The organism is Candidatus Zixiibacteriota bacterium (genome assembly GCA_022865345.1).
In the GTDB taxonomy this organism is placed as follows: domain Bacteria; phylum Zixibacteria; class MSB-5A5; order MSB-5A5; family RBG-16-43-9; genus RBG-16-43-9.
In genome coordinates this window covers 1-3,083 of record JALHSU010000074.1, presented here as the reverse complement: position 1 = coordinate 3,083, position 3,083 = coordinate 1, and the positions used below count along the sequence as shown (strand labels likewise).

At 44.4% G+C, this 3,083-nt stretch carries 3 protein-coding genes; all 3 read left to right on the top strand.

The genetic code is table 11. From position 1 onward, the window contains the following. A partial coding sequence (locus tag MUP17_03170) for an EpsI family protein (protein ID MCJ7457977.1) occupies positions 1 to 377 on the top strand: 377 nt, incomplete at its 5' end. Positions 378 to 667: 290 nt separating this feature from the next. Continuing rightward, a complete protein-coding gene (locus MUP17_03165; protein ID MCJ7457976.1) occupies positions 668 to 2,101 on the top strand; it encodes a PilT/PilU family type 4a pilus ATPase in 1,434 nt (477 codons plus the stop codon). A gap of 329 nt (positions 2,102 to 2,430) precedes the next feature. Then, on the top strand, positions 2,431 to 3,083 hold a 653-nt coding region (locus MUP17_03160; protein ID MCJ7457975.1), incomplete at its 3' end, for a hypothetical protein.

Sequence of the window (3,083 nt, the reverse complement as noted above, 5' to 3'; positions counted from 1 at the left end):
GCCAGAAATACGGCTCCCAGATTCATTCTCCGAAGAACTGCCTGCCGGGAAGCGGCTGGAAGATTCTGAGCAGGGAAAAAACCAGGATTAAAGGCTCTTCCGGGTCCAGTCTTCTGGTAAACCGGCTTTTGATCTCGGACAATCAGTCCAGAGAGGTTATGTATTACTGGTTCCAGACCAGAAGCGGACTGGTTACCAGCGAATTAGGCTTAAAGCTGGACCTGGTCATCAACTCGCTAAAAAGAGCACCCACAGATGCCGCTTTTATCCGCATAAATCTACCCCTGAACGAGGTTTCTGAAAAAGAGGCTCTTGTTCTGGTCGAGGATTTTCTTAAGGTTTTCCAGCCCAGGATAAAAGAGGCGCTTCCTTTTTAAGTAAAGATTTCAAATTAAAAGGGGAGACGCAAGACGGGGAATAAATAATCGTTAATATAAAATTCTAAATGAGGATAGTTTCTTCTCCCTCTCCTCCCAGGAGAGAGTAAGGGTGAGGTCACTTTTTTATTTCGTATAGGACTGAGTTTTTATCTATCCTTAAATCAAGAACTGAAGCAAGACTGCCCGGTCAAGTAAAGAAAGAATTCAATCAGGATAAGGATTCTGCAGGTTTATTATTTGCAAATTCTTCCGATAATCTGAAATAGACATCTTTTGAAGGAGTTTTTATGAATAGTGAAAAAAGAGACTCCAGGAGGATAAAAACCCATTTCGATTTTGATTTCAGAGTGCCGGACTCGACTAATGCTTCTGTATTGACCACTTCCAGGACCAAAGACATCTCTGCCACTGGCATGCAGTTTATCTCACCCTTTCCTTTAGCTATCGGCTCGAGCATGGAGGTCAGACTTCACCTGTCCAGAGCTGCTCAACCTTTGAGCATCATCGGAAAGGTGGCTTACATCTCTCAGTGGGAGATGGAGCAATATGTTATCGGGGTGACTTTTACTCAGCTTGAGCCAGAAGCCCAATCGACTTTAAAAAAACAGATCGAGAGTATTGATATTTACCCTTTGCTGGAGCAGATGGTAAAAGAGCAGGCATCCGATCTGCACCTGACCGCGAATCATCCTCCTACTTTGAGGATAGACCGTGAATTGAAAAACTGGGGGAATAAATCCCTGACACCAGATGAGGCGAAAAGATTGATTTATTCAGTTATGACCCCCCAGCAGATCAGTAGTTTCGAGAAGATAAAAGAGTCAAACTTCGCCTACTCCATTTCTAATCTGGGAAGATGGAGGGTGAATGTGCATTTCCAGCAGGGTAATGTGGAATCAGCCTTTCGTCTGATCAAGCCACCTGACAAAAGCATTGCTGAACTGGGTCTACCTCATGTGGTAGAAGAGCTGGCCAGGTGCAATGATGGTTTAGTGGTGGTGTCCGGCCCGGCAGGAGTTGGAAAAAGCACTACCATAGCCGCAATGATCGAACTGATAAACAAGGAATTCAGAAAAATAATCATCACTCTGGAAGACCCGATTGAATTTGTGCACCAGAGTAAGAAATCTTTGATCAAACAAAGAGAGATCGGGATTGATACCCATTCCTTCAAGCACGGTTTAAAGCACGTTTTAAGGCAAGACCCGAACGTGATTTTCATCGGTGAAGTCAGGGATCTGGAGACGATGGTCACTGCCCTGACCGCAGCAGAAACCGGACACTTGGTTTTTACCACTTTGCATACCAGCGATGCTCCTCAGACGGTCAACCGTATCCTGGGGATTTTTCCGCATGACCAGAGGCAGGGGGCGGCTCTGCAGCTTTCCTCCTGTCTAAAGGGTATCATCTGCCAGAAGCTTCTTCCCAGGAAAGATAACCAGGGGCTGGTGCCGGTTACTGAGGTTTTGATCGGAACACCTGCGGTAAAGGGGACTATAAGACAGATGAAGATCGAACAGTTAGCCTCCTTAATCCAGACCGGGGCTCAGGACCAGATGTATAGTATGGACCATTCGATTTTCAACCTGTACGAGAGAAAAATAATCTCCTATGAGACCGCAGCCAACTGGATTAACGAAGGGGTGGTTTTGAATGCTTTAGTCGAGAAAAGAAAACAGGAACAATTAGCCTATCAGAGAATGGCGGAAAAGGTGCGGTAAGATTAAAGAAAAAGGAGCCAAAAGGAAGAGTTTTTTTAAAAACTCTTCCTTTTTCTTTTTGTATTCGACCTGAACTTAGGGAATAGGAATCGCCGATTCAAAAAATTGTAGGGACAGAACAGTGTTCTGTCCTTGCATAATCGGTAATCCCGCCTTGCCCCCAAGGCGGGACAATTTAAGAGTCGTAAGTCATAGCTTTAGCCATGCGAAAAGAAGCAACCCTGAAGTGTTGCCCTACGAAAAAATCGAAAACTCTTGACAAAAGAAATTCTTTTGTCTTATACTGTATTAGATTAAGAAGAAAAGATGGATTTAAAGCATAAGCTAGTATGAATGAACTCCTGATATCTTCTCATGCTGAAAGAAGAGTAGGGACGCATGGTCATGCATCTCTACTGAGGGATTCACGTGTTACAATGACTTCCAGATTGGGCAAAATATCTGTATTTAGTGCTCTTCTGCTCATATTTTGCTCTGGCGCGTTAGCCACCGAGGTCTTAGATAATTTCAAAATGGCTAGAAGCTATCTTGATGCTGACCTGGTGATCATAGGCGATGTTCTCTCATGTTCAACCGAGGTGGCCGAAGAGAAAGACGTGCTGGGCAGTGACGGTTGGGTGCAGCACTTCACTGAACTGGTGAGTACCTACGCGGTTAGAGTCGACAGTGTCCTAAAAGGATCTTTACGTGATACTCTGATTATCATTCAAAATGAGTCGGGTAAAAGTTATGCCCTTAGGACAACATTTTTTAAACTCGATGAAAAAGGTGATTCCCTGTTTTTAGGCGAGACAACTGCGCCGATGAATGATGTAGGCTGGAACAGCATTCCTGAATTGGCTAAATACGTGCTACTTCTCAAGAAGAAAGACGGGAAATACACTTCCATTTTATGTCATTCTCCGGATGAATATAGCCTGGATCTTTATAGACAGGTGAAGGAGCAAGGCGAAGACTATTTCAAGCCGCCTGAACCTCAGCG